Below are 25718 nucleotides of genomic sequence, written 5' to 3'. Positions count from 1 at the left end.
AACCACTCCCCACCCACCCAACAAAAAAGGGGCGCCCCACCGGGCGCCCCTTTTCCTTGTCCCCAAAACCCCTTACCGCGAGGCGCGGTTCGCGGCGCTGACCAGGGCGCGCAGCGAGGCGGTCACGATGTCCGCGTCCATGCCGACGCCGAACAGCGTGCGCTCGTCCTTGGTCTTCACCTCGACATAGGCGCAGGCCTGGGCGTCCTCGCCCTCGCCGACGGCGTGCTCGCGGTAGTCCACCACATGCAGGTCGATGCCGGTGCCCTGGCGCAGCGCGTCCAGGAAGGCGTCGATCGGACCCTTGCCCGAGCCTTTCAGCGTGCTGACCACGCCGTCGCGCGACACCACCACGTTCAGCACGCGGGCGCCGGAGTTCGGGCCGCGCGGCTCGGTCGAATGCTCGATCAGGGCCAGCGGGGCGTCGATGTCCAGATACTCGGCCTTGAAGGCGTTGTGGATGTCGGCGGGGGCCAGCTCCTTGCCGGTCTCGTCGGCGATGCGCTGCACCGTCTTGGAGAACTCGATTTGCAGGCGGCGCGGGATCTGGATGCCGTAATCCTTCTCCAGCACATAGGCGATGCCGCCCTTGCCCGACTGGCTGTTGATGCGGATCACCGCCTCGTAGCTGCGGCCCAGGTCCTGCGGGTCGATGGGCAGGTACGGAACCTCCCAGGTGCCGTGGTTGGACTTGGCCAGCGCCTTCAGGCCCTTGTTGATGGCGTCCTGGTGCGAGCCGGAGAAGGCCGTGAAGACCAGCTCGCCGGCGTAGGGGTGGCGCGGATGGACGGGCAGCTGCGTGCAGTATTCGGCGACGCGGACGATCTCGTTGATGTCGTCGATGCGCAGCTCCGGATCGACGCCCTGGGTCAGCAGGTTCAGCGCCAGCGTGATGACGTCCACGTTGCCGGTGCGCTCACCGTTGCCGAACAGGGTGCCTTCCACGCGGTCGGCGCCGGCCAGCATGCCCAGCTCCGCCGCCGCGACGCCGGTGCCGCGGTCGTTGTGCGGGTGCAGGGAAATGATCGCCGCGTCGCGGTTCTTCATGTTGCGGCAGAACCACTCGATCTGGTCGGCGTGGATGTTCGGGGTGGACATCTCCACCGTCGCCGGCAGGTTCAGGATGACCTTGTTGGCGGCGTCGGCGCCCCAGGTCTCCATCACCGCCTCGCAGATCTCCAGGGCGAACTCCAGCTCGGTCCCGGTGAAGCTCTCCGGCGAGTACTGCAGGACGATTTCGGTTTCCGGATGCTCGGCGGCCAGCTGCTTGATCAGCTTGGTGCCGGCGACGGCGATGTCCACGATGCCCTGGCGGTCCAGCCCGAAGACGACGCGGCGCTGCAGCTCCGAGGTGGAGTTGTACAGGTGGACGATGGCGCGCTTGGCGCCCTTGATGCCCTCGAAGGTGCGGCGGATCAGCTCCTCACGGGCCTGGGTCAGGACCTGGATGGTCACGCCGTCGGGGATCTTGCCGCCCTCGATGATCTCGCGGCAGAAGTCGAAATCGGTCTGCGAGGCGGCGGGGAAGCCGATTTCGATCTCCTTGAAGCCCATCTTCAACAGCGCGTCGAACATCGCGCGCTTGCGGTCCGGGCCCATCGGCTCGATCAGCGCCTGGTTGCCGTCGCGCAGGTCCACCGAGCACCAGACCGGCGCCTTCTCAATGGTCCGGTTCGGCCACTGGCGGTCGGTCAGCTTCACCGGGGCGAAGGGGACGTACTTCTCATGCTTGGCAGCGGAAGAGGCGGCGGCGGGGGTGGCGATGTGGTTCATGACGCTTCGTGATCCCTTGGGAGCCCCGGTTTTCGTTGCGGGGCGTTGTCTCGTGTCGTGTGGGGACCGGCGGGACTACGGTCGCCGAGCTGCCGGGCGGCTCAGCGACCGTTCCTAAGTCGCAGCCCCGGCCCCAGCCGGGAGACACGCTTCACCCCGCAAGGGCGCGTGCCGAAAGGACGCGTGCAATAGGTGCTCATGGGAAAACAGACACTTCGACCAGGGAACAGGGCAGACGAACGCGGACGACCCGGACGCTCAAAGCGCCGGGGTGATAAGTCGCAGAAGGGCGTTCGTGTGGTCGATGCGAGTCATGGGGCACACTCTGCGCAGGCAGGCTTGCTCTGTCAAGCCACGATTCCATGAAATCTTCTTTCGCGGAACGGGGCGTCACGTGAAGAACAGCCGGTAGAGCAGCGGCAGCAGGATCGCCGTCGCCAGCCCGTTCAGCCCCATCCCCAGCCCGGCGAAGGCCCCCGCCACCTCGTTGACTTGGAGCGCGCGGGCAGTGCCGATGCCGTGGGCGGCCACCCCCAGGCCGAAGCCGCGCGCCCGCCAGTCCGTCACCCGGACGAGGTTCAGCACCCAGGTGCCGAAGGACGCGGCGATGATCCCGGTCAGGATCACGAAGACGGCGGTGAGGGAAGGCAGCCCGCCGATCTGTTCCGACACGCCCATGGCGATGGGGGAGGTCACCGATTTCGGCGCCAGCGACAGCAGCGTGCGCTCCGACGCGCCCAGCGCCCAGGCGATGGCGACGGCGCTCAGCGCCGACGCGGCCGACCCGGTCAGCAGGGCGACCAGCAGCGCCACGGCGGAGCGGCGAACCTGCTGGAACTGGCGGTAGAGAGGAACCGCCAGCGCCACCGTGGCCGGGCCGAGCAGGAAATGCACAAACTGCGCGCCGTCGAAATAGGTGCGGTAATCGATCCCCGCCACCATCAGCGCCGCGGCGATCAGCAGAACCGCGATCATCACCGGGTTCAGCGCGGGCCGCCGGCCGAACCGCTCGAACACCCACATCCCCACTTGATAGGCGGCCAGCGTCAGGGTCAGGCCGGCGAGCGGGCTGGCCGAGAGATAGACCCAGATCTCGTGGAAATCGGGGCTCATGGCGCGTCCTCCGCGCCGTCGGATTCGGTTTCGGCGTCGGGGCCGTGGCGACTCAGAACGCTCATCACCCAGGCGGTCAGCGCGACGCCGATCAGCGTGCTGCCCAGCAGGGCGGCGGCGATGGGCAGCGCCTCCGCCTCCAGCCGGTTGAGATGGGCCATCACCCCGACGCCCGCCGGAACGAAGAGAAGGGAGAGGTGGCGCAGGATGCCGCCCGCCGTCTCCTGCAACGGCTCCGGCACGCCGCCGCGGACCAGCAGGCCGACGAACAGCAGGACCATGCCCAGCACCGGCCCCGGCACGGGCAGATGCAACAGGCGGGCGGTCACTTCCCCCACCAGCTGGCAGGAGAGAAGAAGGGTCAGGGTGCCGAGCATCGGCGGGCTCCAGGCTTTTCAGGGAAGTGGCCGCAGCCTAATCCCGGAGCCCGCCGCGGGGGGAGAGGATATGCCCTACCGCTCCAGCAGTTGAGCCTTGAGCCAGTCGCGCAGCTCGCGGCAGACGGCCTCGGCGGTCTCGTCCAGGCAGTGGCCGGCGCCGGGCATCAGGACCAGCTTCTTCGGCTCGCGCGCCATGCGGTGGACGTGGATGGAGCACATCGGCGTCAGCACCTCGTCGGCCTCGCCATGGACCAGCAGCACCGGGCAGCGGAGGTCCGCCACCGCGTCGGTGCCCAGCCCCTGTGTCGCCAGCGTCACCACCGTGCAGACCGCGCCGCGGTTGGAGGCCGCGGCCTGGATCGCCACCGCCCCGCCGAAGGAATGGCCGACCAGCGCCACATGGTGGATGCCCATGCGGCCGAGGAAGGTCAGACCGCACAGCGCGTCGTAGACCGCCTCGTCCAGCGCGCGCGGGTTGCGGTAGCGGACGCGCAGGGAGGCGATGCCGTCGGGCTTGAGTTCGTCCGCCAGCCGCGGATAGAGCCCGCGGGCCGGCGAGTCGAAGCCGCCGCCGACACCGCCCAGCCAGATGACCCCCAGCGTTCCCGCCGCCTTGTGCCCGTCAGGGGCGGGATAAAGGCGGGCGTCCACGGTGCCGCGGTCGGTGTCCAGGCGGACGGGGGCGAATCCCTCGTCCATGGTGTCACCGATCTGCGCCGACAGGAGCGGCATGGGTGTTCTCCGGCTTGCCAGGGTCTTGCGGGCGTTAACAGGCCAGCGGGTGCCGGTGTTGCTTCGGAACCTCGCCGCACCGTCTCCGGTTGTGCCGGGAGGCGGTTCGTGACGCGGGCCGCTTTCCGACGAACCAGCAGCCCCGGCCCGCAGCCCCGGCTGTCGGCGTCGGGCAAAGCCGTGCAACTGAAAAGAAGTGCGACACATGCTCAAGCAGATTTCGGTCGACACCGTGAAGCAGGCCGCCGACCTCGCGTACGAGGCCGGGGCCGACCGCCAGCGTTTCCTCGCCGGAATGCGCAACATCGACCTCGGGGAACAGACCAGCGAACGCGGTTCGCGGAACCCGACCGATCTCGACGCCCTCAGCATTCTGTCCTCCGACGCCAGCGGCGCGCTGAACCAGCTCCAGAAGATGCTGGAGGACCTGACGCCCGAGCAGCGGATGGAGTTGCGCGCGGTCATGTTCGTGGGGCGCGGCGACTTCGCCGGGAACCAGTGGGACCGCGCGCTGGACGAGGCCGGGCGGGCGCCGGATGCGACCCATTACACCGACATCGCGGAGCGCATCGACCTGCACGACGACCTGATGAAGGGGCTGTACGAGCTGGACCTGCTGAAGAAGAAGGACGGGCAATGAGCCGGGGCCGGGACGGCGGCTGGCGCCCGGAGGGTTCCGCCGGGACGCTCGAACGCTGGGCCGCCATCCTCGGCGGCACGGCGCTGGGTTTCGCCGGGGCGCGGCGGGGAAGCTGGGCGCTGGCCGCGCTCGGCGGCGGGCTGTTCCTCGCCGGGGCGGCGGGGGTTCCGCTGTCCAGCCCGCTGCGGCCGATCGCGCTTCCGGCGATGCGCCGCGAACCGACGACCACCCAGGCGAACGTCACCATCGCCGTCCCGGCCGAAAAACTGTTCCGCCATTGGCGCAACGTCCGCCATCTGTCGGCGCTGTTCCCCCACCTCGACGCCGTGGAGATCCTGTCCGACACGGAAAGCCGCTGGAAGGCCCATGGCCCCGGCGGCGTTCCGGTGGTCTGGAACAGCCGGATCGACAAGGTCCGGGAGAACGAACTGATCACCTGGCACACGCTGGAGGGGGCGGACCTGCCGCACCGCGGCACCGTCCTGTTCCGCCCGGCGCCGGGCGGGCGCGGGACGGAGGTCAGCCTGACCCTGGCCTACCACCCACCGGGCGGTGCGGGGGGCGACGCCGTGTCCCGCCTGTTCGGCGTGGCGCCGGAGCGGCAGGCGCGCGAGGCGCTGCGCCGCCTGAAGCGGCTCATGGAGGTCGGGGCGCTGCCCACCATCGACGGCCAGCCGAGCGGGCGGGGCGAGTCGCGGTCGCGAATTCAGGAGGTGACGGGATGAGGGCGCTCTGCTGGAACGGCGTGAACGACCTGCGGGTGGAGCGGGTGCCGGACCCCACGATCCTCGGCCCGCAGGACGCGATCATCAAGGTCGGCCTGTCCTCGGTCTGCGGGTCGGACCTGCATTTGATCGGTGGCTACGTCCCCACCATGCGGGCCGGCGACATCATCGGCCATGAGTTCCTGGGCGAGGTGGTGGAGAAGGGGCCCGAGGTGACGCGGCTGAACCGCGGCGACCGGGTGATCACCGTGTCGATCATCGGCTGCGGCAAGTGCTGGCACTGCGAGCACGAGGAGTTCTCGCTGTGCGACAACTCCAACCCCCAACCGGCCTTCGAGGAGGCGGCCTACGGCCATTGCACCGCCGGCATCTTCGGCTACAGCCACGCCTTCGGCGGCTACGCCGGCAGCCACGCCGAATACATCCGCGTCCCCTTCGCCGACACCAACTGCTTCCGCGTGCCGGAGGGTGTGACGGACGAGCAGGCGGTCTTCGTCTCCGACGCCGTGCCGACCGGCTACATGGCCGCCGACATGGGCAACATCAAGCCGGGCGACGTGGTGGCCGTCTGGGGCTGCGGCGGCGTCGGCCAGATGGCGATGAAGAGCGCCTATCTGATGGGGGCGGAGCGGGTGATCGGCATCGACCGCATTCCCGACCGGCTGCGCGCCGCCCAGATGAAGGCGGGGGCGGAGACGCTGGATTACAGCCGCGTCGACGTCTACGACGCCCTGCTGGCGATGACCGGTGGACGCGGTCCGGACGTCTGCATCGACGCGGTGGGCATGGAGGCGGACAGCGGCGCCTCGTCCATCAAAGGGCTGGCGATGGAAGACCTTTACGACCGCGGCAAGCAGGTCCTTCGGCTGGAGAGCGACCGGCCCGCCGTGCTGCGCCAGATGATCCAGTGCTGCCGCAAGGGCGGCACCCTGTCCATCGTCGGCGTCTATGGCGGCCTCATCGACAAATTTCCCATGGGGGCGGCGATGAACAAGGCGCTGACCTTCCGCATGGGCCAGCAACACGGCCAGCGTTACGTCAAGCGCCTGTTCGAGCACATCGAGAAGGGCGAGCTCGATCCCGCCTACCTGCTGACCCACAAATGGGCGCTCGACGACGCGCCGCAGGGCTACCGCATGTTCAAGGAGAAGGCCGACGACTGCATGCGGGTCGTCTTCGCGCCGTGATGGGGAGAAAGGCCATGAGGATCGTCTACGCCTACCCGGCGGAAAAAGGGCGCGGCGTCGAGGCGGAGATCGTCGGCGGCTTGCGCGACCGCTGCGGCCATGTCGTCCAGACGGGACGGGAGGAACGCGACGCGGAGCGCGGCGGCGCCGTCGACGTCATCGTCACCCTGGAACTGGACGACTCCCAGTGCGACACCGCCCTCAACCGGCTGCGTGCCCACCCCGCCGTGATCGACGCCGCCGCCGGAAGCTTCGGGGAGCGGGTCTGACGTCCTTATGAACGCGGCCTTATGAACGCGGCGGGATCGGTTCCAGCGGAGTAGGCCGCCGTCCCCGGACCGGCGCCTCCAGCCCCTCCGGCTTGGCCGCCCAGCGGACGGCGTTCAGGATGACGCGCTGGATCTGCGGGTGATGATAGGTGGGGTAGGTCTCGTGGCCGGGCCGGAAGTAGAAGACCCGGCCCAGCCCGCGCCGCCAGCCGCAGCCGCTGCGGAACACCTCGCCGCCCTGGAACCAGCTCACGAAGACCAGATCGTCCGGCGGCGGGACGTCGAAGGGTTCGCCGTACATCTCCTCATGCTCCAGCTCGATGACGTCGGAGATGCCCGCCGCCACGGGGTGGCCGGGATCGACGACCCACAACCGCTCCTTCTCCGCCGCCACACGGTATTTCAGAAAGCAGCCGGTGCCCATCAAGGCCAGGAAGGGCTTGGAGAAGTGGCTGGAATGGAGGGCCACCAGACCCATGCCATGTTCGGTCACCCGCCGCTTCACCCGCTCCACCACCGAGTCCGACACTTCGGCATGGGCGCGGTGGCCCCACCAGACCAGCGTGTCGGCGGCGTTCAGCCGCTCCTCGGTGAGACCGTGCTCCGGCTCGTCCAGGGTGGCGGTCTCCACCGTCAGTCCGGCGGCGCGCAGGGGTGCGGCCAACGCCTCGTGGATGCCCAGGGGATAATGGCCCCGCACCGTCTCGTCCCGGCGTTCGTGGAGGAACTCGTTCCAGATCAGGACGCGCGGCGAGGGGTGCGGCATGGCGGGAGGCTCTTTCGGAGGGAGGACGCCGTCCCCGATGGACTCGCCCATGGGACGAAGGAAGCCGGCGCCTGTTGGGGGCGATGATCGAAACATTGCGGTGGGAGCGTTCCGTGTCGAGTCCTCCCGATGCAGCGCAGGCCGGCGGCCCGGCCTTCTCCCTCCGCCGTTGTCCCATCGGTGTGGAACCGGCGCCCGGCGATCGGGTGCTGGCCCGGGTCTGGGCGCCGGCCTGCCGCGGCGTCGACCTGCTGGTCGGGCCGGAGGAGCGTGCGGTGGCGCTGGACGCCGAAGGCGGCGGCTACTTCGCCGCGATGGTGGAGGGGGTGCCGGTCGGCAGCCTCTACCGGTTCCGGCTCGACGACGGCCCGGCCTTCCCCGACCCCGCCTCGCGCTTCCAGCCCGACGGGCCGGAGGGACCGTCGCAGGTGGTGGACCCGTCCACCTTCGCCTGGACCGACGCCGGCTGGGCGGGCTGCGGCCTGCGCGGTCAGGTGGTCTATGAGATGCACGTCGGCACCTTCACGCCGGAGGGCAACTGGGCGGCGGCGGCGCGCGAACTGCCGGCCCTTGCCGCTCTGGGGGTGACGGTCATCGAATTGATGCCGGTGGCGGAGTTTCCCGGGCGCTTCGGCTGGGGCTACGACGGGGTGGATTTGTTCGCCCCGACCCGGCTCTACGGCGAGCCGGACGACATGCGGCGCTTCGTGGACCGCGCCCACGCGCTGGGCCTCGCGGTGATCCTCGACGTGGTCTACAACCACTTCGGCCCCAGCGGGAATTTCCTGTCGCACTTCGCCCCGGACTATTTCACCACCCGCTACAAGAACGAGTGGGGGGACGCGCTCAACTTCGACGGCCCGAACTGCGGCCCGGTGCGGGAGTTCTTCCGGGCGAACGCCGCCTTCTGGATCGACGAGTATCATCTGGACGGTCTGCGGCTGGACGCCACCCAGCAGATCTTCGACCGCTCCACCCCGCACATCATCCAGGAGATCGGGCAGGCCGTCCGCCGCGCGGCGCGCGGGCGCGGCACCCTGCTGATCGGGGAGAACGAACCCCAGCACGCGGCCATGGCGACTCCGGTGGAGCGGGGCGGCTGCGGGCTGGACGGGCTGTGGAACGACGATTTCCACCACGCGGCCATGGTCGCGCTGACCGGCCGGAACGAGGCCTACTACAGCGACTACCGCGGCACGCCGCAGGAGTTGCTGTCGGCCGTCAAGCACGGCTTCCTCTACCAGGGACAATGGTACCGCTGGCAGGGCAAGCGGCGGGGCGCTCCGGCTCATGGATTGCCGCGCCCGGCCTTCGTCACCTTCCTGCAGAACCACGACCAGATCGCCAATTCGGGCCGCGGCCAGCGAATCCACGCCCTGACCACGCCGGGGCGCTTCCGGGCGCTGACCGCGTTGACCCTGCTGGGGCCCGGCACGCCGATGCTGTTCCAGGGGCAGGAGTTCGCGGCCAGCGCCCCCTTCTACTACTTCGCCGACCACGACCCCGATCTGGCCGCCAAGGTGGAGGCGGGACGGGCGGAGTTTCTGGCCCAGTTCCCCAGCCTCGCCACCCCCGCCATGCGCGCCTATCTGACGCGCCCGCAGGACGAGGAGACCTTCCGCCGTTGCACCCTCGACCACGCGGAGCGGGAGACCCACGCCGAAGCCTGGGCGCTGCACCGCGACCTTCTGCGCCTGCGCCGCGAAGATCCGGTGTTCCGCACCCAGGGCGACGGCGGGCTGGACGGCGCCGTGCTGGGCGAGGAGGCGTTCGTCCTGCGCTTCTTCGGACCGAAGGACGGCGACGACGGCGACGACCGGCTGCTGCTGGTCAATCTCGGCCGCGACCTGCGGCTGGACATCCTGCCGGAACCGCTGCTGGCGCCGCCGGTTGGCAGGGACTGGACGCCCCTGTGGTCCAGCGAGGACCCCCGTTACGGCGGCTGCGGCATCGCCCCGCTGGAGGCGGCGGACGGCGGCTGGCGGCTTCCCGGCCATGCGGCGGTGGTTCTGACCGTCACGGACGCCGGTCCGGACGAGGAACGGGGCGAAGGCAACGGTGCGAGCGCTCAGGAGACCCATGGCTGATTTCATCCGCAAGATCACCCGCGACGTCCTGCGGTCCGCGCCGGACGCCGCGCTGTCCCGCGAATGGCTGGTCGCCAACGGGCTGGGCGGCTACGCCTCCTCCTCCCTGTCGGGGGCAGTGACGCGGCGCTACCACGGGCTGCTGGTGGCGGCCCTGCCGGCGCCGCTGGGCCGGGTGGTGATGCTGAGCCAGCTCAACGACGTGCTGATCCAGCCGGACGGCACCGAGCGGCGGCTGACCGGCCACAACCCGCAGGCCGACCACTGGCCCGACCCGAACTACCCGTCGGACGCCGCCCCCTCCGGCCTCGTCGAGTTCCGCATGGAAGCCGGCCTGCCGGTCTGGCGCTACGAGTTCGGCGACGTGGTGATCGAGAAGCAGATCGTGCTGCCGCACCTGCAGAACATCGTCCACGTCACCTACCGCGTGGTGAAGGCGCCGCAGCCGGTCTGCCTGCGGCTTCGTCCGGTGATGGCCTTCCGCAAGCTGGAGTCGGCGGTGGACGAGCCGCTGGCCCGCGACTACCGCGTCACCGCCCGCGGCCATGAGTACGAGGTCTGGGCCGGGCCGGAACTGCCGGTGCTGCGCATGACCATTGAGGGGGCGGAGCTTCCCCTTACCCTGGACGGCGGCGCGCGGCGCGACATCGTCTATCCGGTGGAGGCCGAGCGCGGCTACGAATCGCGCGGCTCGCTGTGGACGCCCGGCTATTTCAGCGGCCCGCTCAGCCAGGGCCAGACGCTGAGCTTCGTCGCGGCGACCGAGCCGTGGCAGCGGCTGTGGGCGCTGCCGCCCGCCGACGTCCTGCGCTTCGAGAAGGAGCGCCGCCGCCGCATCGTCGGGACGGCGCACCGCTCGCTGCGCGAGGGGGCGATGGCCGAGTTGGTGCTGTCGGCGGACAGCTTCCTGTTCGTGCCGGCGGGCCGCGTCGCCGACCAGATGCGCGCCCGCGCCGAGGGCGACGAGGTGCGCACGGTGATCGCCGGCTACCACTGGTTCACCGACTGGGGCCGCGACACCATGATCAGCCTGGAGGGGTTGACCCTGACCACCGGGCGCCACCTGGAGGCCGGCTGGATCCTGCGCACCTTCGCGCACTACATCCGCGACGGGCTGATCCCCAACATGTTCCCCGACGGCAAGGACGAGGGACTGTACCACACCGCCGACGCCACCCTGTGGTTCTTCCACGCGCTGAACCGCTACGTTCGGGCGACCGGGGACCGGCACACGCTGCAACTGCTGCTGCCCCGGCTGGTCGAGGTGATCGACCACCACCGGCGCGGCACCCGTTTCGGCATCGCCGTGGACCCCGGCGACGGGCTGCTGCGCCAGGGCCGGGAGGGCTACCAGCTCACCTGGATGGACGCGAAGGTCGAGGACTGGGTGGTCACGCCGCGCCGGGGCAAGGCGGTGGAGATCAACGCGCTCTGGTACAACGCGCTGTGCCTGACCGCCGGCTGGCTGACCGAGGAGGGGGATGCCCAGGCGGCCCGCCCGCTGGAGGAACTGGCCGAACGGGCCCGCGCTTCCTTCAACGCGCGCTTCTGGTGCGACCACGCCGGGCATCTCTACGACGTGGTGGATGGTGAGCGGGGGGACGACGACGCCTGCCGGCCCAACCAGATCTTCGCCGTCTCGCTCGACAACCCGGTGCTGGATCGCGCCCGCTGGGAACCGGTGGTGGAGACGGTGCGGCAGCGGCTGCTGACCCCGGTCGGGCTGCGCTCGCTGGCGCCGGGGCAGCGCGACTACAAGCCGAAATACTTCGGCGATCTGCGCGCCCGCGACGCCGCCTATCACCAGGGCACGGTGTGGGGGTGGCTGATCGGACCCTATGTCGACGCCTGGCTGAAGCTGCATCCGGAGGACAAGGCGGGGGCGCGGGAGCTGCTCCAGGGCTTCCTGCCGCACCTCGATCAGGCGGGGATCGGCACCATTTCCGAGATCTTCGACGCCGAGCCGCCCTTCAGCCCGCGCGGCTGCATCTCGCAGGCCTGGAGCGTGGCGGAGGTCCTGCGCTGCTGGGCGGCGACGGAAGAGGACCGGTGAGCCTGGCCGTCTTGCCAGAAAGCCTATGAAGAGCGTCATAAGAACTTAAGGAGAGAGGGCTCCAAATCCGCTCGGTTACTGAACAGAAAGCGATGGTGCGGAAAAAGCGCGAATCGATGACGGCCTGATAACATCGAAGAAACCCACATTTTGTTGAAGGTTTCTGTCGCCCGTGCCTATCATTGGTGGCGGGTCGAAAACAAAAAGTATCGACGCACGACCGTGTGACCGGCCCGCACAGGATGATGACGGGAGGGGTCATGCTGGCACTGCTGTCGAAGCCCACAAGTCCAGCGGTTGATTGGCCGGCGGTCGATTCGCCGGCGGTCGATTGGGACCGCCTGAGCCGGCGTATTCTGGACCAGGGTGCGCAGGCCTGCTGGGTGGTGGACAACGACCTGGTCATCGTCGGAGTCAACCCGGCGCTGTGCGCGCTGCTCGGCCGCCGGACCGGCGAACTGGTCGGCACCCGCCTGCTGGACCATGTGGCCGAGGACAGCCGGAGCGTCCTGGAACGGCAGGCGGCCATCCGCGGCCTCACCCCGCACCGCAGCTACGACGTCACGCTGATCCGCGCCGACGGGACGCCGCTTCGCACAATCTTCAACGATTCGCGGCTGGACGGCGAGGACGGCGGGGCGCCGCCGGGCTTCTGCATCTTCGTCACCGACATCACCCGCCACGTCGAGGAGGAGGCGCAGCGCGCCCGGCGGGTGGACCAGCTGGCGGACGCGGTTGCGCGCATGAACCGCTTCCTGGGGCAGATCTGCCAGGAGCTGAAGGACCCGTTGAGCGCCATCCTCGGCGCCACGCAGATGATCTCCTCTGACGTCGCCTCCCCCGGTCCGGCGGACGGCGCATCCGGCCAGGGAACCGCGCATCTCGGTGCCTACGCGGCGCTGTGCAGCGACGCCGGTCGGCAGATGATGCGGACCATCGAGAATTTGTCGCTGTGGTCGCGCCTGCAGCTGAATCAGGTGCCGCTCGATCTGCGGAGCTATGAGCTGGGCGGCCTGCTCCAGGACGTGCTGGAGGAGCTGGCGCCGCGCGCCCGCGCCCGTGACATCCTGATCGTCAACCGCATCGTCGCCACCCCGGTGCTGGGAGACCTGTCGGCGCTGAGCACCGTGCTGAAGCATCTGGTCGAGAACGCCGTGCGCTTCTCGCCCGCGGGAAGCATGGTCATGCTGTCGGCCGCGCCGGTGGACGGGCGGGTGGCCGTGCGGGTCCAGGACAACGGCCTGGGCATTCCGGAAGACCAGCAGCCCCATCTGTTCCGCATCGACCCGCACCACGCAGCACCCGGCGCCGATGGCGAGGTGGGGAGCGGCCTCGGCCTGCTGATCTGCAAGGCGCTGGTCGATCGCATGGGGGGCGGCATCCGCGTGTTCAGCAAGCCGGGCGGCGGAACCGCCGTCACCGTGACCCTGAATCAGGGGCAACGCACCGGATTGTAACACCGGCGAACGGATGGGATGGCGAACAATTCCCGCCGGTGGAGGGAGGCGTCGCGGGATCGGGGTGCCCCGAGCGGAGAATCCGGACCTTCAGTTGTCAACAGGGCACAGGCCCGCGCGAAATCGCCGCGTGGGTTGTCGAGCCGCAGAATCCAATTGACAGGCGTGAGCGCTGCAACACCCTCCGAAATCGGGAAAGGCAATGCATTTCAATGGTTTGTGTGACATGCCCAAAATATGGGCAAATCGCGCTATGGCCTTGTCCCGCTTGACTCGAATCGGCGAAAGCGGGGCCTTGTCAACACAGTTATCCACAGACTCTGTGGAGAGCCTACGCGGGAGGTGAGGGAGGCCTTTCCCGGCCCCTAACCTTTGGCGGGAGGCCCGGCCAATCAGAATAAGTACTTCAGATTTTAGGCGCCGCGCATTTTTGCCGCTATAGTGGTCGCGCCTCATCCCACCGTGTTGCTCCAATCCAACCGGCGCCGGGTGGGCAATGACGGGAGGAGTGCCCATGCTGGATGTCTATGGGACGTCTTGCCCGGCGGCGCGTCCACGGTGGTCATGGCGCGCGACGACCGGTGAAACAGGCGGCCGGCGCGTGCCGGGATTTGTCGCTCCGGCTTTGGCGGCGGCGACGCTGTCCGCATTGATCCTTCATCTGCTGCTGACCCTGGGTGCCCATTTGGGTGGGGCCGACATGGCGGGGGCGCTGACGGTGGCGGCGGGGATGGCCGCGGTCCTGACGATCCTGCTGCCCTTCGCCCTGTTGAGCATCCGGCGGGCGCTGGACGCTCTGTCCGCCGGGCGGGAGCGGGGGATGGGCTCGCCTCACGGTTGAAGCGCCGCACTCCGGGGAAATCCGTTCAGGGAAATCCCGGTTGCCCCCATTTGTAAGTCCGCGCATAAAGTGATGACGCCGTGGCGATGGACGGCGCTGTTCGGCGGGGGCTGTGCATGGGGTTGTTCGATTTTCTGAAGGTGACCGTCAAGGATGAGAAGAAGGCGGCGCCGCGCCGGCCCAACGCGTCCGCCGGCCCGTCCAATGTCATCGAGTTCGACGGCAAGAGTTTTCCCTTGGCGGCGGTCAGCCACAAGGGCTTCGTGGCGACCGGCTTCGACGGGTCCCTGATCCCCAGCCAGACCGCAAGGATCACCGTGCGGATCGATGACGTCTGCGGCAAGTTCACCTTCGCCGCCCCCGTGACCATCGAGGAGGTCAAGGGTGGCTCGGTGTCCGGCGCCTGGAACATGCTGCCGCCGGAGGTCGAGGCGACCATCCGCAAATACCTGCAGATCCGCAAGCAGAAGACCGGAAAGTAAGCGGTCGGCCCGGCGCCGGCCGTGGGCCCCGCTCAGTTGGCGGTGCGCAGCGGTGCGCCGCCGGCCTTTTCCCCAGCCTTCGCCCCGGCATTGACCCCAGCATTGACCCCAGCATTGACCAGGGTCGGCGCCATGGCCGTGGCCGGCGTGGCGATCCGGTGCATCCGCTCGATCCATTCCGACAGGGTGACGAACTCGCAGCCCTTGGCGCGCATCGCGGCGATCACGCGGGGCAGGGCGTTGAGGGTGGACGGGTAGGTGGAGTGCAGCAGCAGGACGCTGCCGGTTCCCGCCTCGGTCTTCACATGCTGCACGATGCGGTCTGGGTCACGGACCTGCCAGTCGCGGGTGTCCACCGTCCACAGCACCGGGCTCATGCTCTCCTCGCGGGCGATGGCCAGCAAATCCGGCGTGTAACGCCCGTAGGGCGGGCGGAACAGCACCGGGTTGGCGCCGAACCCGCGCAGGATGCGGTTGGCCTCGGCGATCTCGTGGCGCTGCGCCTCGGGGTCCATGGCGCGCAGGTCGGCGTGGGTCAGGCTGTGGTTGCCGATCTCGTGGCCGGCGGCGATGAAGTCGCGGATCACCTCGCCCTGGTTCTCGGCGACGCTGGCGACCGGGAAGTAGGTCGCGGGGATCTTCTCACGGTTCAGGACGTCCAGGATTTGCCGGGTGACCACCCGGTGCGGCCCGTCGTCGAAGGTGAGGGCGCAGAGATTCCAGCCCTCCTCCTTGAGCGTCGCCGGCATGACGTCGAGCGCCGTGTCGGGGATCACCGCGCCCAGCCGGCCCTTGCGGCGCCCGGTCTTCTCGATGGCGGCCATGGTCCGGGCGGCTTCCGGCGGGTAAGTGATCGCGACGTCGGCCTTGCCGTCCCCGGCGGGTCCATCCCCGGCGGGGCGCGGCGTGGCGAGCGGCGCGCCGTCGGCGGGCGGCGCGGTCTCCGGGCCCCGGGAGGCTGTCGGCGGCGCCGTCTGGGGCGGCACCGGCGCAGGGGCCGCGTCCAGCACGAGGCAGCCGAACCCGGCACCGAGCATGCGGCGGCACAGCGCCGTCACGTCCAGCCCATGGGGGGCGGTGGCCCGCAGAGCGACGCCCTCGCCCTGGCGCCGCGCGTCGAGCGGAACGACCGCCGGGCTGAGCCCGTCCGCCAGATCGGGGGAGCGGCGGCGCAGGCTGTCCCACGCCCACCAGGCATCCCCCTCCCGCTGAAAAAGGCCGAGCTGCAGCAGCGACGGTCCCTCCGCGGCGTGGGCCGCGCCATCCGGGAGGGCGAACAGCATTCCTGCGGCCAGCGGCAGCGCGAGCAGGGAGGAGCGGAAGCGGCGCAGGCCCGTGAGGGGGGAGGACGTGAGGGGGCGTCCGTGTTCAGGCCGGTTCACGCGTTTGTCCTCCGGATCGTCGCCTTCGTCGAATAGCACCCCTTCGGGATTAATTCAAACGGCGTGGTTTCCAATGGTTTCCCGGTTTCGCCCCTCCGTTGGGGGAGGAACCTTCCGTGTTCCGGCGCGGTTGTCCGGAAGCGCCCCGGTCGAAAGCCCCTCCCATGGAAGGGCACGGGAGGCGCGGAACGAGAATCGAAAGGAGGCAGCCCGGATGGCGGATGATTTGGAAAGCCGGATCAGAGTGCGCGCTCACCAGATCTGGGAGCGCGAAGGCCGTCCGGAGGATCGCGCCGCGGATCATTGGACGCTGGCCCGAGAGGAAATCGCCATCGAGGACAATTACCGGGACACCCTGCGCCCGAACCCGGCCCGCGGCCCCGACGACATCGCCGAGCGGACCGAGCCGGTGGAACCGGTGCTCAGCATGGAAAGCCAGGGCGAGATGCCGGGCATCGCCGATCAGGGCGAGGAGTTCCGCATCCCCGGCCAAGCCCGCGATTCCTGAACGCGGTCGGCGCCACGCCGCTTTCCTCACGTCGTGCTTGAAGAGGACCCCCATGGACACGAACCTGGAAATCGCCTTCCACAACATGGACTCCCAGCCGGAGCTGGAGGCCTACATCCGCGAACGGGCGGAGAAGACGGAGAAGCTGTTCGACCGGCTGGTCGGCATGCGCGTCGCCGTGGAAGCCCAGCACCGCCAGCACAAGACCGGCAACGTCTTCGACGTCCACATTGAGCTGATGGTCCCGGGCCAGGACATCGTGGTCAGCCGCAAGCCGAACAAGGCGAAGGAGCGCTACGCCAACCCCGACGCCCGGACCTCGATCCGCGACGCCTTCGAAGCCGCGGAGCGGCAGTTGAAGGAATACAAGGACAAGATGCGCCGCGACGTGAAGGTCCATGATCCGGAGCAGCCGGGCCGCGTCTCGCAGCTCAACCCGACCGAGGACCACGGTTTCATCACAACCAACACCGGAACGCAGCTCTACTTCCACCGGAACAGCTGCCTGAACGTGGACATGGACCAGCTCAGGACCGGCGATCCCGTGAAGTATGTGGAGGCCACCGGCGACACCGGCCCGACCGCCTCGAAGGTCTGGCGGGCATCCGGGTCCGACACGGAATTGCGGGCCACCTGACGAAGAAGCCCCCGCCAATCGGCGGGGGCTTTTTTCTCAGGGGCGCTGTCTCTGTTTGGATCAGGCGCCCTGGGTTTGGATCAGGCGCCCTGGGCCGGGGGCATCGGCGTGGCCGAGCCGGGGCCGGTGGGGTCCGTTGCCGCGGCCGGAGCCGTGTCCTCGTTCAGGTCGTAGATGTCCGGATGCAGGCGGACGGCGTCGCGGTCGTCCACCGTCGCGGTCCAGTAGACGAAGCGCACGGGCACCGGCTGGGACAGCTTGATCCATTGCGGCTCCTGCCGGTCCAGCATGCGGTCGAGCCGCGCCGTCGAGACATGCTCGGTCGCCAGAAGCGCCTCGGCCATGCCGCGCGCGTCTTCAAGGCGCACGCAGCCGGAACTGACGGTGCGGATCTCGCGGTCGAACAGCCGAGGCTCGTTGGTGCCGTGCAGATAGATGTTGTAGGGGTTGGTCATGTTGAACCGGTAGCGGCCCAGCGCGTTGTGGTCGCCCGGCTGCTGGACGATCCGCACGCGGCGCGGCGAGACGTTGCTCCAGTCCACGACGGCGGGCTCCACCGGGGCACCGTCCAGATAGACCACCGCGTTGGCGATGCCCGGCGTGCCCTTCGCCCGCAGCAGGGGCAGCTTGTCCTCCTTCAGGACGGTGGGCGGCACCGTCCAGGTCGGGTTGACGATCACATGGGTGATCTGGTCCTGGAGCAGCGGCGTCTCGCGCGACGGGCGACCGACGATGGAGCGCATGGTCAGCGCCTCCTCGCCGTCGCGGACCAGCGTGGTGGTCTGGCTGGGCAGGTTGACCAGGATCACGGTGTCCGGGGCGGTGTCGCGGAAGGCCCGCATGGACAGCGCGCTGCGCCGCATCTGGGCGGCGGCCTCCTGCGGGCTGCGGTCCAGCGCCACCCGTGTGCCGCCGCCGACCAGCCCGTCCACCTTCATGCGCTGGCTGAACTGGAAGGCTCGCACCGCGGTGTCCACCTCCTCGTCGAACAGGTCGCCGCGCCGCGCCGCATCGAGGAATCCCAACTCCGCCAGCCTCTGGGTCAGCCGTTCCACCCGTTCGCCGCTGCCGCCCCTCTTCAGGAGCGGCCCGGAGCCGATGCGGGTGATGGGGCGCTCCGGTTCGGTCTCCAGCACCGTCGCGGCGGCGTCGAGCCGGTCGGCCCAGCCGGTCAGCGTGTCGCGGTAGGGAGCCGCCTCCGCGCCGGCCCCTGTGGCGGCCGTTCCGGCGATCACGGACAGCGCCAGCGTCAGCGCGGCCAGGACCGGCGTCGGCCGGCGTCGTTGGTCGGTAAGCGTCTGGGGTGCGTGCATGATGCGTCCTCGGCTGGCAGGTAGTCCGATCCCCTGTCCTTTCTATCGAATGTAGTACGTGAAGCGCCGTCCGGCGAGGCGGGGGCGGGTGTTCCGGGGGTCGGGAAATCGGCGTACGGCCTCCGGCCAGGGAGCAACCAGTGCGGGTGAGAGCGCCGGAGGCGGATTTGTGACCGATTCGGGCCATTTTCGGGTTGATCCCGGTCAAGCCCTAGCCTATAGGGAATAGTCGTTCGCTATGACCACAATATTTTGGTCCTATTCGAACAATCCCTAGGGGGCCGTCCGGCGCTGGAACGGTGCGGCCTGATCACCAAAATGCATAGGGAGTGATGCTTTTGGGGAGTGACGACCGTGCCGCGCCGATGAATGGGCGCGAGACTGGCCGCCGTGGGTTTCTGACCTTCGCCGCCGCGACCCTGACCGCCCTGGCCGTTCCGGTCCTGGTGCCCGCCGCGCCGGCCCTTGCGGCCCCCCTGGCCGGCGGCGTCCGCCGACTGGCCCTGCACAACATCAACACCAACGAACAATTCAGCGGCGTCTATTGGGCTGACGGCGTCTATCGACCCGACGCGCTGAAGAAGCTGGACGTGCTGCTGCGCGACCACCGGGCCAAGCAGGTCGGCCGCTACGACCCCCGCCTGTTCGACGTGCTGGCCCGCCTGCACCAGACCCTGGACAGCGACGAGCCCTTCCGGGTCATCTGCGGCTACCGGTCGCGCCGCACCAACGCCATGGCCCGCCGCCGCTCGCGCGGGGTGGCGAAGGAAAGCTACCACACCCGCGGCATGGCCATCGACGTGATGCTGCCCGATGTCGAACTGAAGGCCATCGCCACCGCGGCCCGCGGCATGGAGGCCGGCGGCGTCGGCTATTACCCGCGCAGCGGCTTCGTGCACATCGACACCGGGCCGGTCCGCACCTGGTGAGGTCAGCGTTTGGCGATGCCGGCCCCGTCCCGGGCCGGGAGCCTCGCCGCCGGCGTCATAGGCGGACTTGCCGTACGCCCCGTTCCGGGCGCCTGCCCAGTCGGTAGGCTCCCCGGAACCATGGCCCGACGCGCCGGTTGCTCCCTTCGGAATTCCCCGAACGAGCAACACGGAGGGCGACGAAGGCGATGTTCTGCAAACACGATCTGGAACGGCTCCTGAGCGTCGATGCCGCCCCGGCGGTGTCCATCTTCCTGCCCACCCACATCGCCGGGCGCGACATCCGCCAAGACGTGATCCGGCTGCGCAACCTGCTCGCCAAGGCCCAGGACCAGCTGTGCGAGAAGCACGGCCTGCGCCGGCCCGACGCCGAGGCCTTCCTCAAGCCGGCCTCCGACCTGCTGGAGCAGGGCGAGTTCTGGCGCCACATGGACCGTGGGCTGGCGATCTTCCTGGCCAAGGGCATTTCGGCCATCCACCGCGTGCCGGTCGAATTGCCGGAGGAGGTGGTCGTCAACTCCCGCTTCACGCTGCGACCTCTGCTGCCGCTGCTGGCCGACGACGGGGCCTTCATGATCCTGGCGGTGACCGCCGGCCGGTCCCGCCTGTTCTGCGCGACGCGCCACGGCATCGCGGAGGAGGACGCCGGCCTGCCGCAGGGCGTGGCGGAAATCCACGCCGAGACCAATTACGAGAACAACCTGCATTCGGCCCCGCCGGCCCGCCACGCCGACCGCACGGACCGCGGCGGCGTGTCGATGGTGAAGACGCACAATTTCGGCGAGGACCCCGAGGAACTGCGCAAGGCCCATCTCATCGAGTATCTCGGGCGGGTCGCCAGCCGTGTGCGCGATCATCTGAAGCCCTTCCGCGGCCCGCTCGTCCTGGTCGCCGACGAGGAGATCCAGGGGCACCTGCGCAAGGACGCCCACCTTCAGGGGCTTCAGGAGCCGGGAGTCGTGACCAACCCCGACGCCCTTGAGGTCGACGAGCTGCACCGCCGCGCCTACGCGGTGGTGCGGTCGATGTTCGAGGCGACGCGGCGGTCGGCGGTGGAGCGGTTCAACGCGCTCTACGGCGACCGCAGCACCGCGGAGCGGACGACGACGCGGGCCGAGGACGTGATGGTGGCGGCGCGCGAGGGGCGGGTCGGCGTCCTCCTGGTGGCCGAGAACGACAAGGTCTGGGGCCACTTTCGGGAGGACTATCACCGGGCCTTTCCGCTTCACCGCGAGACGGACGGCGCCATCGATCTCGTCGAGGAGGCCGCCACCGAGACGCTGCTGCGCGGCGGCGAGGTGCATGTGGTGACCAAGGAGGAATTGCCGAGCGGCGCCTCGACGGCGGCGATCCTGCGCTTCTGATTGTTCAGCGCCGCCGACGTCGAATGTCCGAACCTGGAATGTCCGAACCTGTCCGCGAGGCGGGGCGGTGCCCGATGGCGCCGCCCCGCCAGCGTTTCTTTGCCGGCGTTTCTTCCGGCGTGTTGCGGCCGGGGCCGGCGCTTCCCCGTCAGGTGGTTGCTTTGCCGGGCTTGCCGTTGGGTGCCTTTCCGGCGCGGTAGATGTCCGCCGGGTCCCAAACCGCACCGTGACGCCGCCGCTTCCCGCCGGCCGCCGCATCGGCCTTGATGCGGGGGGGAGCCCCGGTCTTCAGCGCCAACTTGCCGCCGGTCACCAATGGTCCGGCCTTCGCGGATGACGGGACCGTCAGCACGAGCCCGTCCCTGGCGAGGCGCTGCCGCGGCGGGCCCCCCGGTGATGCGGTGTGTGCCGGCCCCCCGTCCTCGTCCTTCCGAGCCCCGTCCTCACGCCCCCCGTCCTCACGCCCCTCGTCCTCCCGCGCGTCGCGCAGATGGGGCGACAGGGACCCCAGAAGCAAGAGAAGTTCGTCGCCCACGCTGTCCGGTGCGGCGCGCCACAGGCGCAGCATACGCGCTTCGCGGCGGCTGATCGAACTGTCGCTGATCCGGGAATCGTCCGCTGTGGCCGGCTTTCCGGCGGGGACCTGTGTATCGGCGTAGCAATCGAAGAAGAAGCTGACCGGAACGTCAAGAACCAGGCCAAGGCGATACAGCGTTCCGGCCGAAATGCGGTTGGAGCCGCGCTCGTATTTCTGAACCTGTTGAAAGGTCAGGCCAATGGCCTCGCCCAATTTTTCTTGGCTCATGCCCAGCATGGTTCGGCGCATGCGCACGCGCTGCCCGACATGTGCATCGACCGACCAGGATTCGGGCGATCCGCGCCGCCCCCTTTTGCGCACCGCAGGTTCGCTCATGGACCCGGAACTCCAATGCTTGCGAATAAATATGCAGGATTTGAGAATGTTGACAGGATTGTTCACACAGGCCTTTTCAGTGCGCAAGCGGAATCTCTGAAATTACTGCGCGATGAACATGATTTGTGCAGATATGGAGGCGTGTGGACTCTCCCGCTCCCTTGCCGGCCAATCTGTTAAAGGCACTGATTGCGGCGTCTCGCCTGTGTCGCGCGTGGGGGTTGCGCTTCCTCCACCGGCGTCAAGGTGGAAATGATTGAACATTTTTAATGCCTTGATTGAAATCATATCTCAAATTGTGGGGATTTCGATCGCTCGGCGTGGTGTGGAAACATTTTGCTAATCAAATTCGGATAGGTCGGAGAGGATAGAGTTCGCGCCATGGTCTGTGCTGTGTCCGAAGCGTCGGGCCGGCATGGACGGACGGCGGCCAAGGTCGGTGGTGACGCCTGCCGGCGCCGCCGGGTCGCAATCAAAGGATCAGGTCGATGCAGACAAGCAGTCTGGCGGGGCGCTTCAAGGTCGGGACCCGCATTTACTTTGGTTTCCTTGTGGTGTTGCTGCTGCTGGCGGTGGTGGTCGCCATCGGCGTGCGGGGCCTCGGGGTGGCGCGGGACGGCTTCGAATCCTACGCGGCGGTGAGCAACCACTCGATCCAGGTCAGCTCCATCGACGCGCAGGTCGCCCAGATGCGTCGCCTCGCGCTGACCTTCAACACGTTCGGCGACCCCAAGGTGGCGGATCAGGTGCGCGCCGTCCAGGCGACCCTTGTCAAGGACCTCCGCGGCGCGCTTGACGGCACGACCGGCGAGCGCCGCGCCCTGCTGGAGCGGATGAATCAGGTCTTCGCCAATTACGTAACCGACTTCAACACGCTGGCGGAGCTTCGTCTGCGCCGCGACCGCCTCTACGCCGAGCAGCTCGTCCCGGCGGGCGAGAAGGCGCGCGAGACCGTGTCGCAACTCGTTTCCACCCTGATCGCCGACGGCGAGCACGAGGCGGCGGCCAACGCCGCCCTCGCGCAGGAGCAGCTTCTGCTGGCCCGGCTGGCCGCGTCGCGCTTCTTCACCAGCCCGAACGAGTCGATCATCGCGGAAGTGTCGGCCCGTGACGACGCCTTTGGTGAGGCCATCCGCCGGGCGACCGAGCGGCTGAGCAACCCGGCGCGGCGGGCTGCGGCGCTGGCCGCCGACCAGCTCTCTGACCGCTACGTCTCGCTGTTCCGCGAAACCGCCGCCGTCATGCTGGAGAACACCCGGCTGGTCGACGTGATGGGCGCCCGCGGCGTCGAGTTCGCGGACCTCTCCGACCGCACCGTCGCGATCGAGGGCAAGGACCGCGAGGGGGTGCTGGCCGAAACCACCGGCGGCATGGACCGCACCCTGTCGGCCAACATGACGATCGCGGCCGGCGCCTTCCTGTTCGGCCTGCTGCTGGCCTGGGCGGTGGCGCGGTCCATCGTGAAGCCGGTCGTGTCGATGACCGAGACGATGACCAACCTCGCCGGCGGCGACCTGACGGTGACCATCCCGGCGCTGGCCAACCGTGACGAGATCGGGCGGATGGCCCAGGCGGTTCAGGTGTTCAAGGACAACGCCATCCAGAAGAAGGCGATGGACGAGGCGGAGCGCGAGCGGCTGGAGGCCGAGCGCCGCGCCGACGAGGCGCAGCGCGCCCGTGAGACGGCCATCGGCGAGGAGATCGCCGCGCTGATCGACGGCGTGTCGCAGGGTGACCTGTCGCGCCGCCTCGACCTTTCCGGCAAGGACGGCTTCTACCGGACCATGTCGGAGGGCATCAACCGCCTGACCGACACGGTGGAGGCGGTCATCGCCGACCTCGGCGCGGTGCTCAGCGCGCTCGCCCAGGGCGACCTCAACAAGCGGGTCGAGCGCGACTACCAGGGCGCCTTCCAGACGCTGAAGACCGACGTCAACACGACCTCCGCCAAGCTCGGCGAGATCGTCGGCCAGATCCTGCGCGCCACCGACGCGATTTCCGGTGCGGCCTCCGAAGTCTCGCTGGGGTCGAGCGACCTCGCGGAGCGGACGGAGCAGCAGGCCTCCTCGCTGGAGGAAACGGCGGCGAGCATGGAGGAGCTTGGGGCGACCGTGCGCTCCAACGCCGACAACGCCCAGCGCGCCAACGGCATGGCCGCCGACGCCCGCACCGCGGCGGAGTCCGGCGGCACGGTGGCGGATTCGGCGATCGACGCGATGAAGCGCATCGAGGCGTCGAGCCGCAAGATCACCGACATCATCGGGGTGATCGACGAGATCGCCTTCCAGACCAATCTGCTGGCGCTGAACGCGGCGGTCGAGGCGGCGCGGGCCGGCGACGCCGGCCGCGGCTTCGCCGTGGTGGCGCAGGAGGTGCGCAACCTCGCCCAGCGCTCCGCCCAGGCGTCCAAGGAGATCAAGGGCCTGATCCTCGACAGCGACAGCCAGGTGAAGGACGGGGTGGAACTGGTCAAGAAGGCCGGCGACGCGCTGGAGGGCATCGTGTCGGGCGTCCAGCAGGTCGCCGGGCTGATCGCCGAGATGGCCTCGGCGTCTTCGGAGCAGGCGGCGGCGCTCGACGAGATCAACGCCACCGTCTCGCAGATGGACGAGATGACCCAGAAGAACGCCGCGCTCGTCGAGGAAACCACCGCCGCCGCGCAGTCGCTCGCCAACCAGGCGACGGACCTGCGCTCCCTGGTCAGCTTCTTCAAGCTGGACGCCGCGGCCTTCGCGGCGGCGCCGGCCGGCCATCACGGCGCGGGGGCTCCGGCCCTGCGGCGGAGCATCGCCCCGACCAAGCCGGCCCCGGCCAAGACCGCGGTGCGCAAGGTGGCGGCGGCCCCGGCCCGTCCGGCGGCGGGCAAGGCGGCCGCCGCGACCCTGCAGCGCGCCTCCGCCGACGAGGACGACTGGAAGGAGTTCTGATCGGAAGGTCCGATCGGACGCACGCTGAAAAAAGCGTGCGATGGAATGGGCGGCGCGGACGTTTGTCAGGGTAGGCCATCACACCGGCCTCATCCACCAACCGGGAGTGACGAACCCATGACCGCGCGCCGCCTCATCCCCCTGAGTCCCGTGCTGCCTCTGCTTCTTGCCGGTGCCCTATGGGCGGTTCCGGCGGGCGCCGCCGACACACCGCCGCCCGGCGCCCCCGCCACGCCGGGCGAACAGGCCCGCCAAGGGGTGGAATTGCTGATGAAGGCGCTGGAGGGGTGGGTTCGGCAGGTGCCGATGTTCGCGCCGCCCGAGGTCACGCCGGAGGGCGACATCGTCATCCGCCGTCTTGACCGGTCCCGCCCGGTGCCCCCCAATCCGTCGCCGGCCGAACCCGCGCCGCCGAAGTCCGAACCGCCGATGCCGAACGCCCCGACCGACCTGTAGGACGACGGTGTCCGACGACGGCGAAGCCCGATACAGTCGGTCACGCAGCGCTCCCGCACGGTTTCTCGGACGCGGCGGAGCGCCCGAACAGCCTTAACGCTTCCTTAATTCATAGTTAATAGCGCGTTAACGACCGTTTGTGCTCCGAACAGTGGCCGTAGGGCCGGGCTGCGTGACGCGCTGTATCGGCCTTCGCGGGCCGCCGCTCAGCCGGCGTGCCAGGGACCGCCCGGACGGGCGAATCCCTCGACCTGATCGCGCAATTTCTGGATTTGCGATGGGGTGAGGGCCACGCCGAGCCGCGCGGCGAAGGCGGCGGCCAGCGCGCCGCGCGTCGGGCGCTCCCCGCGCTCCGACAGGCTGCGGTACAGCTCGAACGCCGCGGCGTAGCGCCGCAACACCTCCGGGCGGCGGCGGAGCTGGGCCGCCTGCGGGGTGGCGGCGGACTCCAGATGGGCTTCCAGCCGATGCAGGGCGTCCGCCGCCGACAGGGCGGGCAGGGGAACCGGCGGTTCCGGTTCCGGCTCGGGCCGGCCGATGGCGGCCTTGGCGCGGTGCCGCCGCTGGCGCAGCCGATCCTCGTTGCGCAGCCGCTCCGCGTAGGCGGGGTCGCTGCGCCGCCGCTCGGTGCGGGCCCGGTTGGCGCGGGCGTTGCGTTCCTCCCGGTCCGCGTGGCTCTGCGGATCGCTGAGCAGGAAGGCCAGCTCCTCCGCGGTCAGGCGCAGGGAATCGGTGTCGGGGTCGTTTTCGGCAGTCATGCCGAAAGCAACGCTTCAGGCCCCTG

Annotated in this window: 23 protein-coding genes and 1 pseudogene; 15 read left to right on the top strand and 9 right to left on the bottom strand. The window is 69.4% G+C overall.

Annotated features, from left to right (window positions below; genetic code table 11):
- Positions 1-72: 72 nt before the first annotated feature.
- From leuA to ACWPN5_RS14370, 4 genes are all read right to left on the bottom strand, one after another.
- Entirely contained in the window at positions 73-1773 is a 1701-nt protein-coding gene (leuA, locus tag ACWPN5_RS14385) for a 2-isopropylmalate synthase (protein WP_492295973.1), read from the bottom strand.
- Between the two features lie 390 nt (positions 1774-2163).
- Positions 2164-2886, bottom strand: coding sequence for an LrgB family protein (locus ACWPN5_RS14380; RefSeq protein ID WP_145681537.1), 723 nt, complete (start codon positions 2884-2886; stop codon positions 2164-2166).
- Positions 2883-3263, bottom strand: coding sequence for a CidA/LrgA family protein (locus tag ACWPN5_RS14375; RefSeq protein WP_492295971.1), 381 nt, complete (start codon positions 3261-3263; stop codon positions 2883-2885). Before ACWPN5_RS14375 ends, ACWPN5_RS14380 begins: the two co-directional genes overlap by 4 nt.
- 75 nt (positions 3264-3338) lie before the next feature.
- Positions 3339-3998: an alpha/beta hydrolase gene (locus ACWPN5_RS14370; RefSeq protein WP_145681539.1), complete on the bottom strand. Its 660-nt coding sequence runs from the start codon at positions 3996-3998 to the stop codon at positions 3339-3341.
- A 205-nt stretch (positions 3999-4203) separates the two neighbouring features.
- Here ACWPN5_RS14370 and ACWPN5_RS14365 point away from each other — a divergent pair, with 205 nt between their 5' ends.
- The 4 genes from ACWPN5_RS14365 to ACWPN5_RS14350 are packed head-to-tail and all read left to right on the top strand — an operon-like array spanning position 4204 to position 6819.
- Positions 4204-4638 carry a DUF3775 domain-containing protein gene (locus tag ACWPN5_RS14365; protein ID WP_145674442.1) on the top strand — a complete coding sequence of 145 codons (435 nt, stop codon included), beginning with the start codon at positions 4204-4206 and terminating at the stop codon, positions 4636-4638.
- Positions 4635-5363, top strand: a complete 729-nt coding sequence (locus ACWPN5_RS14360; RefSeq protein ID WP_492295969.1) for an SRPBCC family protein — start codon at positions 4635-4637, stop codon at positions 5361-5363. The genes ACWPN5_RS14365 and ACWPN5_RS14360 overlap by 4 nt, the downstream gene beginning before the upstream one ends.
- Entirely contained in the window at positions 5360-6550 is a 1191-nt protein-coding gene (locus ACWPN5_RS14355; RefSeq protein WP_145681541.1) for a zinc-dependent alcohol dehydrogenase, read from the top strand. Before ACWPN5_RS14360 ends, ACWPN5_RS14355 begins: the two co-directional genes overlap by 4 nt.
- 14 nt (positions 6551-6564) lie before the next feature.
- Positions 6565-6819 (top strand): hypothetical protein, encoded by a 255-nt coding sequence (locus ACWPN5_RS14350; protein WP_145681542.1) that lies wholly within the window; start codon positions 6565-6567, stop codon positions 6817-6819.
- Positions 6820-6838: 19 nt separating this feature from the next.
- Here the strand turns inward: ACWPN5_RS14350 and ACWPN5_RS14345 are convergent, their stop codons facing one another.
- Positions 6839-7585 carry a ThuA domain-containing protein gene (locus tag ACWPN5_RS14345; protein WP_145681543.1) on the bottom strand — a complete coding sequence of 249 codons (747 nt, stop codon included), beginning with the start codon at positions 7583-7585 and terminating at the stop codon, positions 6839-6841.
- 113 nt (positions 7586-7698) lie between these two features.
- On the opposite strand from ACWPN5_RS14345, the gene treZ reads away from it, so the two are divergent.
- The 5 genes from treZ to ACWPN5_RS14320 all read left to right on the top strand — a co-directional run bounded on the left by treZ (position 7699) and on the right by ACWPN5_RS14320 (position 14505).
- The gene (gene treZ, locus ACWPN5_RS14340) at positions 7699-9672 is read left to right on the top strand and encodes a malto-oligosyltrehalose trehalohydrolase (protein WP_492295966.1); all 1974 of its coding nucleotides are present in this window, start codon (positions 7699-7701) and stop codon (positions 9670-9672) included.
- Complete coding sequence (locus ACWPN5_RS14335) at positions 9665-11725, top strand: amylo-alpha-1,6-glucosidase (RefSeq protein WP_492295964.1); 2061 nt, start codon at positions 9665-9667, stop codon at positions 11723-11725. Before treZ ends, ACWPN5_RS14335 begins: the two co-directional genes overlap by 8 nt.
- 260 nt (positions 11726-11985) lie before the next feature.
- Positions 11986-13182: a PAS domain-containing sensor histidine kinase gene (locus ACWPN5_RS14330; RefSeq protein WP_492295962.1), complete on the top strand. Its 1197-nt coding sequence runs from the start codon at positions 11986-11988 to the stop codon at positions 13180-13182.
- Between the two features lie 601 nt (positions 13183-13783).
- Positions 13784-14023, top strand: coding sequence for a hypothetical protein (locus tag ACWPN5_RS14325; protein WP_145681547.1), 240 nt, complete (start codon positions 13784-13786; stop codon positions 14021-14023).
- A 116-nt stretch (positions 14024-14139) separates the two neighbouring features.
- Entirely contained in the window at positions 14140-14505 is a 366-nt protein-coding gene (locus tag ACWPN5_RS14320; RefSeq protein WP_492295960.1) for a hypothetical protein, read from the top strand.
- A 32-nt stretch (positions 14506-14537) separates the two neighbouring features.
- Here the strand turns inward: ACWPN5_RS14320 and ACWPN5_RS14315 are convergent, their stop codons facing one another.
- On the bottom strand, positions 14538-15887 hold the full coding sequence (locus ACWPN5_RS14315; RefSeq protein WP_492295958.1) for a polysaccharide deacetylase family protein: 1350 nt from the start codon (positions 15885-15887) through the stop codon (positions 14538-14540).
- 214 nt (positions 15888-16101) lie between these two features.
- On the opposite strand from ACWPN5_RS14315, the gene ACWPN5_RS14310 reads away from it, so the two are divergent.
- Entirely contained in the window at positions 16102-16395 is a 294-nt protein-coding gene (locus ACWPN5_RS14310) for a DUF2934 domain-containing protein (protein ID WP_492295956.1), read from the top strand.
- A 52-nt stretch (positions 16396-16447) separates the two neighbouring features.
- A complete protein-coding gene (locus tag ACWPN5_RS14305; RefSeq protein WP_109070111.1) occupies positions 16448-17032 on the top strand; it encodes an HPF/RaiA family ribosome-associated protein in 585 nt (194 codons plus the stop codon).
- Positions 17033-17112: 80 nt separating this feature from the next.
- On the opposite strand, the gene ACWPN5_RS14300 is transcribed toward ACWPN5_RS14305, so the two are convergent.
- A complete protein-coding gene (locus ACWPN5_RS14300) occupies positions 17113-18345 on the bottom strand; it encodes a L,D-transpeptidase family protein (protein WP_492295954.1) in 1233 nt (410 codons plus the stop codon).
- A gap of 332 nt (positions 18346-18677) precedes the next feature.
- Here ACWPN5_RS14300 and mepK point away from each other — a divergent pair, with 332 nt between their 5' ends.
- Both mepK and ACWPN5_RS14290 read left to right on the top strand, forming a co-directional pair.
- Positions 18678-19274 (top strand): peptidoglycan L,D-endopeptidase MepK, encoded by a 597-nt coding sequence (gene mepK / locus ACWPN5_RS14295; RefSeq protein WP_145674427.1) that lies wholly within the window; start codon positions 18678-18680, stop codon positions 19272-19274.
- Positions 19275-19462: 188 nt separating this feature from the next.
- Positions 19463-20638: a baeRF3 domain-containing protein gene (locus tag ACWPN5_RS14290; RefSeq protein WP_492295952.1), complete on the top strand. Its 1176-nt coding sequence runs from the start codon at positions 19463-19465 to the stop codon at positions 20636-20638.
- Between the two features lie 649 nt (positions 20639-21287).
- Here the strand turns inward: ACWPN5_RS14290 and ACWPN5_RS14285 are convergent.
- Positions 21288-21551: pseudogene (locus ACWPN5_RS14285) on the bottom strand (helix-turn-helix domain-containing protein); the annotation flags it as partial.
- A gap of 488 nt (positions 21552-22039) precedes the next feature.
- Here ACWPN5_RS14285 and ACWPN5_RS14280 point away from each other — a divergent pair.
- Positions 22040-24478, top strand: coding sequence for a methyl-accepting chemotaxis protein (locus ACWPN5_RS14280; RefSeq protein WP_145681552.1), 2439 nt, complete (start codon positions 22040-22042; stop codon positions 24476-24478).
- A 117-nt stretch (positions 24479-24595) separates the two neighbouring features.
- Positions 24596-24934 (top strand): hypothetical protein, encoded by a 339-nt coding sequence (locus ACWPN5_RS14275; RefSeq protein WP_145681553.1) that lies wholly within the window; start codon positions 24596-24598, stop codon positions 24932-24934.
- 206 nt (positions 24935-25140) lie between these two features.
- Here ACWPN5_RS14275 and ACWPN5_RS14270 read toward each other — a convergent pair whose 3' ends face one another.
- Positions 25141-25692 (bottom strand): hypothetical protein, encoded by a 552-nt coding sequence (locus ACWPN5_RS14270; RefSeq protein WP_492295950.1) that lies wholly within the window; start codon positions 25690-25692, stop codon positions 25141-25143.
- Positions 25693-25718 lie beyond the last annotated feature (26 nt).

The sequence above is a fragment of the Azospirillum sp. UENF 211521 genome (assembly GCF_058780535.1).
Note: the sequence above shows the minus strand (reverse complement) of the source record. Positions and strands in the feature narration are given on the sequence as shown.

Coding starts and splice junctions, on each gene's coding strand:
- leuA (WP_492295973.1), bottom strand. CDS start 1,773: ATGAACCACATCGCCACCCCCGCCGCCGCCTCTTCCGCTGCCAAGCAT.
- ACWPN5_RS14380 (WP_145681537.1), bottom strand. CDS start 2,886: ATGAGCCCCGATTTCCACGAGATCTGGGTCTATCTCTCGGCCAGCCCG.
- ACWPN5_RS14375 (WP_492295971.1), bottom strand. CDS start 3,263: ATGCTCGGCACCCTGACCCTTCTTCTCTCCTGCCAGCTGGTGGGGGAA.
- ACWPN5_RS14370 (WP_145681539.1), bottom strand. CDS start 3,998: ATGCCGCTCCTGTCGGCGCAGATCGGTGACACCATGGACGAGGGATTC.
- ACWPN5_RS14365 (WP_145674442.1), top strand. CDS start 4,204: ATGCTCAAGCAGATTTCGGTCGACACCGTGAAGCAGGCCGCCGACCTC.
- ACWPN5_RS14360 (WP_492295969.1), top strand. CDS start 4,635: ATGAGCCGGGGCCGGGACGGCGGCTGGCGCCCGGAGGGTTCCGCCGGG.
- ACWPN5_RS14355 (WP_145681541.1), top strand. CDS start 5,360: ATGAGGGCGCTCTGCTGGAACGGCGTGAACGACCTGCGGGTGGAGCGG.
- ACWPN5_RS14350 (WP_145681542.1), top strand. CDS start 6,565: ATGAGGATCGTCTACGCCTACCCGGCGGAAAAAGGGCGCGGCGTCGAG.
- ACWPN5_RS14345 (WP_145681543.1), bottom strand. CDS start 7,585: ATGCCGCACCCCTCGCCGCGCGTCCTGATCTGGAACGAGTTCCTCCAC.
- ACWPN5_RS14335 (WP_492295964.1), top strand. CDS start 9,665: ATGGCTGATTTCATCCGCAAGATCACCCGCGACGTCCTGCGGTCCGCG.
- ACWPN5_RS14330 (WP_492295962.1), top strand. CDS start 11,986: ATGCTGGCACTGCTGTCGAAGCCCACAAGTCCAGCGGTTGATTGGCCG.
- ACWPN5_RS14320 (WP_492295960.1), top strand. CDS start 14,140: ATGGGGTTGTTCGATTTTCTGAAGGTGACCGTCAAGGATGAGAAGAAG.
- ACWPN5_RS14310 (WP_492295956.1), top strand. CDS start 16,102: ATGGCGGATGATTTGGAAAGCCGGATCAGAGTGCGCGCTCACCAGATC.
- ACWPN5_RS14305 (WP_109070111.1), top strand. CDS start 16,448: ATGGACACGAACCTGGAAATCGCCTTCCACAACATGGACTCCCAGCCG.
- ACWPN5_RS14300 (WP_492295954.1), bottom strand. CDS start 18,345: ATGCACGCACCCCAGACGCTTACCGACCAACGACGCCGGCCGACGCCG.
- mepK (WP_145674427.1), top strand. CDS start 18,678: ATGCTTTTGGGGAGTGACGACCGTGCCGCGCCGATGAATGGGCGCGAG.
- ACWPN5_RS14290 (WP_492295952.1), top strand. CDS start 19,463: ATGTTCTGCAAACACGATCTGGAACGGCTCCTGAGCGTCGATGCCGCC.
- ACWPN5_RS14280 (WP_145681552.1), top strand. CDS start 22,040: ATGCAGACAAGCAGTCTGGCGGGGCGCTTCAAGGTCGGGACCCGCATT.
- ACWPN5_RS14275 (WP_145681553.1), top strand. CDS start 24,596: ATGACCGCGCGCCGCCTCATCCCCCTGAGTCCCGTGCTGCCTCTGCTT.
- ACWPN5_RS14270 (WP_492295950.1), bottom strand. CDS start 25,692: ATGACTGCCGAAAACGACCCCGACACCGATTCCCTGCGCCTGACCGCG.